Origin of the sequence: Endozoicomonas sp. ALC013, from assembly GCF_049310205.1 — a bacterium.
Classification (GTDB): domain Bacteria; phylum Pseudomonadota; class Gammaproteobacteria; order Pseudomonadales; family Endozoicomonadaceae; genus Endozoicomonas.
Map to the genome: position 1 here is coordinate 1 of NZ_JBLYNS010000225.1, position 5124 is coordinate 5124.

The following is a 5124-nucleotide window of genomic DNA, read 5'->3' on the forward strand; positions in this document are numbered from 1 at the left end:
AGCCCGGATATTTCAGAATTAATCGATTAGAATCATATAACCATTTTTTATTAAATAGGTCCGCATCCTTTATCTAAATTTATTGTTAGGAGCAGTAAACATAAGGATGTAGTTATGACCAGGATAAAGTCCATGCATCAGGATGAGTGGGACGATGCTTTGTGGAACAGCAATCACGAACACAAAAAGGCTAAAGCACGCAAAGCAAGGCACAAGGGGCTTAAATCATCAACCATAAGAAAGGGCATTGAAGACTACTTTGAGAAAAGCAAATTGAAAAACAGTATTTCAGAAAGTTTTCAAGAGCTTGATGATTTTGATGACGTCAACCAGCCCAGCTATAAACCCCGCCTCTGAATCATATCACCAGCCCAAAAATGCCACTTATTGAATGTGGCATTTTTTATTTATGGCATCGCCGATAGAAATGGTTCATAAATAAGGCATAACTTCAATAGCATCAGTAGTAACGCTTTTCTGAGCCAGTACATGGTTTCAATGAGTTTGATGGGTTGTCGTGCCTCCGCACTCCGTTCGTCCTGAGCCTGTCGAAGGACGGAAACTCCGGACTCTGATAGATCGTGCCAAGCACCCTTCGTCCGTGCATCCTGAGCGGAGCCGAAGGACGCTCAGGGTGAACGGAGATTGTACACGTCAAACTCATTGAAACCATGCACTAGTTGCCATAAATGTTCTGTACTGATCAGAAATCGACTGTACGATTATGGGGCAATGACGAATGACAACACCTTCCGAACTCCAATACCTCCATGGCTTTGGTAACGAACATGAAACCGAAGCCCTGAAAGGAGCCCTACCCATCGGGCAATTCAATCCGCAACGTGCGCCCATGGGGCTCTATGCAGAGCAGTTCTCCACAACCGCATTCACCGCACCAAGACATCAAAACAGAAGGACCTGGATGTACCGGATTCGCCCGTCAGCAGCCCAGGGCAAGTTCCAGCCAATAGCATCAAACCTGCTTCGCTCTGGCCCGGTTACTGAGGTGCCAACGTCCCCGGACCCGATGCGCTGGGACGCTCTTGACCTCCCGACAGAAGAAACCGATTTTGTTGATGGCCTGGTCACCATGGCGGCCAATGGCGACCTCCACACTCAGACCGGCTCTGCTGTGCACATGTATCTGGCCAACCGGGATATGACCGACCGCTTCTTTTACAACGCCGATGGTGAGCTGCTGTTCGTCCCTCAACAGGGAGCCATCCTGGCACGTACCGAGCTGGGCCACCTGCATGTGCCTCCCGGCGAGATTCTGGTTATCCCCCGGGGCATCAAGTTTCAGATTCAACTTCCGGAAGGCACAGCCAGAGGCTATATCTGCGAAAACTACGGTGCACCATTGACTCTTCCCGAACGTGGGCCGGTAGGAGCCAATGGTTATGCCAATGATCGGGACTTCCATTATCCGGTGGCCTGCTTTGAAGATATCGACGGTGAGTTTGAACTGGTGGCCAAGTTTGCCGGAAACCTGTTCAGCTGCACCCTGGATCACTCTCCCCTGGATGTGGTCGCCTGGGTGGGTACTTCTGCCCCCTATAAATACGACCTGTCCCGCTTCAATGTGATCAACACCGTCAGCTTCGACCACCCAGACCCCTCCATCTTCACCGTATTAACCTCACAGAGTGACACCCCCGGGGTCGCCAATGTGGACTTTGTTATCTTCCCGCCCCGCTGGATGGTGGCTGAAAACACCTTCCGCCCCCCGTGGTATCACCGCAATGTCATGAGTGAATTTATGGGGCTGATTCACGGCACTTATGACGCCAAGGAACAAGGATTTGTGCCCGGCGGAGCCAGCCTCCATAACTGCATGAGCCCCCACGGGCCCGAGGCTGAAGTGTTTGACAAAGCCAGTGCCGCAGAGCTGAAGCCCGTGCGCTACAAAGACACCATGGCCTTTATGTTTGAGTCCCGCTTTATCTATGCGCCAACCCGGTTTGCGCTGGAAAGTAATGCCCGCCAAACCGACTATATTGATTGCTGGAAAGGGCTCAAGAAGCACTTTAACCGATAAGAATAAATAACTTGCCGTTTTTCTCACATACGCCGGAGACTGAAAGCCCATCATGCTAGCACTCAATGAAACACACGATGTCAACCTGACCAGCTGGGTTACATCAGCCAATAACAAAAACAGTGATTTCCCCATTCAAAACCTGCCCTTTGCCATCTTCCGACGTAAAGGCAGTGGTGAATCTTTTCGGGCAGGTGTCGCCATTGGCAACCAGGTTCTGGATCTTGCCGCCGTTTCCCACACCTCAGCTTTTTCACAGAAAGGTGCATCAGGACTGTCCAGTGAGGCCCTGGCAACGTGCGGTGATGAAACCCTCAACCGATTTATGGGGCTTGGTCTTGAGCACTGGTCATCCCTGAGATCGGCGTTATCCAAAGCCCTGCGCGCCGGAGCCACGGAAGAAGCTGAACTCTCGGGCTGTCTGGTTGCCATGGACGATGTGGAATATCGCCTGCCCTGCCAGATTGGTGATTACACCGACTTTTATACCTCCATCCACCATGCCACCAGCGTAGGTTCACTGTTCAGACCCGATAACCCATTGCTGCCCAACTACAAATGGGTGCCCATTGGCTACCACGGCCGTGCATCGTCTATTGATGTATCAGGCCAGAATTTTCACCGCCCTTGCGGCCAGACCAAAGCGCCGGATGCTGACACTCCCTCTTTTGGTCCCTGTAAACGGCTGGATTATGAACTGGAAATGGGGATCTTCATTGGCCCCGGCAATGCCCCGGGAGAACCGATCACGCTGGATCAGGCTGATCAACACGTATTTGGTCTCTGTCTGTTTAATGACTGGTCCGCCCGGGATATTCAGGCTTGGGAATACCAGCCACTGGGGCCATTTTTATCCAAGAGTTTTGCTTCCACCGTGTCCCCCTGGATTGTCACCCTGGAAGCGCTGGTGCCTTACCTGACCAGCTTTGAACGCCCTGCCAGTGATCCCCAGCCACTGCCTTACCTTGACTCCCGGAAAAACCGCCAGCAGGGCTCCATTGATATTCAGCTCTCTGCCCATCTGCTGAGCAGACAGATGGAACAGGCAGGAGATTCACCTGCGAAACTGTCCCAATCCAGCTTCCGTCATTCCTACTGGACCATCAACCAGATGATGGCACACCATACCGTAAATGGCTGCAACCTCCGGCCCGGTGATCTGTTTGGCAGCGGCACTCAGTCAGGACCCAACCCGGAAGAAGCGGGTTCCCTGCTGGAGCTGTCCCATGGCGGTAAACAGCCTCTGCCTCTGCCCAACGGTGAAACCAGAACATTCCTCGAAGATGGCGACACCGTTATTTTCAACGGCTGGTGTGAAAAAGCCGGACATGCCCGTATCGGCTTCGGTGAAGTGCAGGCGACGATTTTACCGGCTCAAGAGGTTCTGCCTGCCGGGACTGGAGAATAAACACCATGAAACTCTACAGCTACTTCCGCTCCTCGGCTGCCTATCGGGTAAGAATTGCCCTGAACCTGAAAGCGCTTGATTATCAACAATCGCCCATCAATCTTCTGAAAGGCGAGCAGAACTCGGAGGAGTATCAACAGATCAACCCCCAGAGACTGGTACCCACATTCACCACCGACAAAGGAATGCTCACCCAGTCACTGGCCATTATTGAGTGGTTGGAAGAGTCATTCCCGGAACGCTCCATTATCCCCGGAGATCCCTGGCAAAAAGCCCAGCTTCGTAGCCTGGCTTACCAGATCAGCTGCGACATCCACCCGATCAATAACCTCAGAATACTGAAATACCTGCAACAGAAACTGGCCGTGAGTGACGATGCCAAAACACAGTGGTATCAGCACTGGATTCATTCAGGCTTTACCGCACTGGAGGCACAGCTGGATGACCAGCCCTTCTGCTGCTCGGAGCAGCCCTCCATAGCCGACATCTGCCTTGTACCACAAGTTTTTAATGCCCTGCGCTTTAAGATGAATATGTCAGACTTCCCAAAAATCCATAAAATCTACCAGCACTGCAATACGCAGCCTGCCTTTATTGATGCGGCACCGGAAAACCAGCCGGACGCTGTGTAAGGGATTATTGTCGCCACCCGCTGCTTGCAAAAGCTCAGGAGGTTCCGCTTTTCGGGTAGCGGGCAGCGTCTGTAAAAATAGTCATCCGAAAAAGCGCAACAGTGTCCGCGTCACCAACTCTGGTTTCTGGGCATGAACCCAGTGACCCGCTCCCGGTATCACCCGCATGGATGCTGATGGAAAGAGAGCCAGCACCTGCTCACGGTGTTCAGGCAAAATATAGTCAGACTCGCCACCCTTGATAAACAGGGTTTTATTGGCAAAACCCGTATCAGACTCCTGCCCTGCAAGAATTTCCATATAATGCGCCATAATCACAGGCAGATTTACCCGCCAGCGATAGAGCCCCTGCTCATCACGGTAGAGGTTTTTCAGCAGAAACTGACGCACACCTTGTTCTGGTTCATAAGCTTCCAGAAAACGGTCTGCTTCAGTACGGCTTTTCAACGTGTTCAAAGGCATGGACGACAACCCTTCAAGAATACTGTCGTGTCGCCTTTCCTGATAAGTGACCGGCGCAATATCGATCACAGCCAGCCTGGTGACGCGCTCCGGTGCCATCAGGGCAATGGTCATCGCCACCTTACCGCCCATGGAATGCCCCAACAAATGCACTTTCTCAAGCTGGTTATCATCCATATAGGCCAGAACATCTTCCGCCATGACCGGATAATTCATAGCCTCATCATGGGGTGAGCGCCCATGATTGCGCAGATCCAGCCCATGAACACGAAATGATTCAGCAAGACCACGGTTGATCATCCCCAGGTTTTCCCCAGAGCCAAACAGACCATGCAAACTGATCACATCAGCCCCCTGCCCCTGCTGCCTTGCGTACAATTTCATGTTTTCACTGCTTCTCTTATAGCCCGGATATTTCATATTAACAGGAGGTATAAATTACCTCCTTTATTTTCAATAAGTTATATATTTATCAAGTGGTTATAAACGCACTTTCGTTCAACCATTGATGGTTATTAATGGTTGTAGGCAGTTTTTTTCGACACCTGTCCACGCTATAAGCGTCAGGAGTCATGCTCTTTCAG

The 5124-nt window shown here is 51.4% G+C and carries 5 protein-coding genes; 4 read left to right on the plus strand and 1 reads right to left on the minus strand.

Annotated elements, in window-relative coordinates; translation table 11 throughout:
- Window positions 1–132 precede the first annotated feature (132 nt).
- The 4 genes from ACO6V1_RS22235 to maiA all read left to right on the plus strand — a co-directional run bounded on the left by ACO6V1_RS22235 (window position 133) and on the right by maiA (window position 4078).
- A complete protein-coding gene (locus ACO6V1_RS22235; protein ID WP_422450458.1) occupies window positions 133–357 on the plus strand; it encodes a hypothetical protein in 225 nt (74 codons plus the stop codon).
- 382 nt (window positions 358–739) lie between these two features.
- The gene (gene hmgA / locus ACO6V1_RS22240) at window positions 740–2038 is read left to right on the plus strand and encodes a homogentisate 1,2-dioxygenase (protein WP_422450457.1); all 1299 of its coding nucleotides are present in this window, start codon (window positions 740–742) and stop codon (window positions 2036–2038) included.
- A gap of 52 nt (window positions 2039–2090) precedes the next feature.
- Entirely contained in the window at window positions 2091–3446 is a 1356-nt protein-coding gene (gene fahA, locus ACO6V1_RS22245) for a fumarylacetoacetase (protein ID WP_422468640.1), read from the plus strand.
- Window positions 3447–3451: 5 nt separating this feature from the next.
- On the plus strand, window positions 3452–4078 hold the full coding sequence (gene maiA / locus ACO6V1_RS22250) for a maleylacetoacetate isomerase (RefSeq protein ID WP_422468642.1): 627 nt from the start codon (window positions 3452–3454) through the stop codon (window positions 4076–4078).
- A gap of 81 nt (window positions 4079–4159) precedes the next feature.
- Here maiA and ACO6V1_RS22255 read toward each other — a convergent pair whose 3' ends face one another.
- Window positions 4160–4924 carry an alpha/beta fold hydrolase gene (locus ACO6V1_RS22255; RefSeq protein ID WP_422450454.1) on the minus strand — a complete coding sequence of 255 codons (765 nt, stop codon included), beginning with the start codon at window positions 4922–4924 and terminating at the stop codon, window positions 4160–4162.
- Window positions 4925–5124: the final 200 nt, after the last annotated feature.

Coding starts and splice junctions, on each gene's coding strand:
- ACO6V1_RS22235 (WP_422450458.1), top strand. CDS start 133: ATGCATCAGGATGAGTGGGACGATGCTTTGTGGAACAGCAATCACGAA.
- hmgA (WP_422450457.1), top strand. CDS start 740: ATGACAACACCTTCCGAACTCCAATACCTCCATGGCTTTGGTAACGAA.
- fahA (WP_422468640.1), top strand. CDS start 2,091: ATGCTAGCACTCAATGAAACACACGATGTCAACCTGACCAGCTGGGTT.
- maiA (WP_422468642.1), top strand. CDS start 3,452: ATGAAACTCTACAGCTACTTCCGCTCCTCGGCTGCCTATCGGGTAAGA.
- ACO6V1_RS22255 (WP_422450454.1), bottom strand. CDS start 4,924: ATGAAATTGTACGCAAGGCAGCAGGGGCAGGGGGCTGATGTGATCAGT.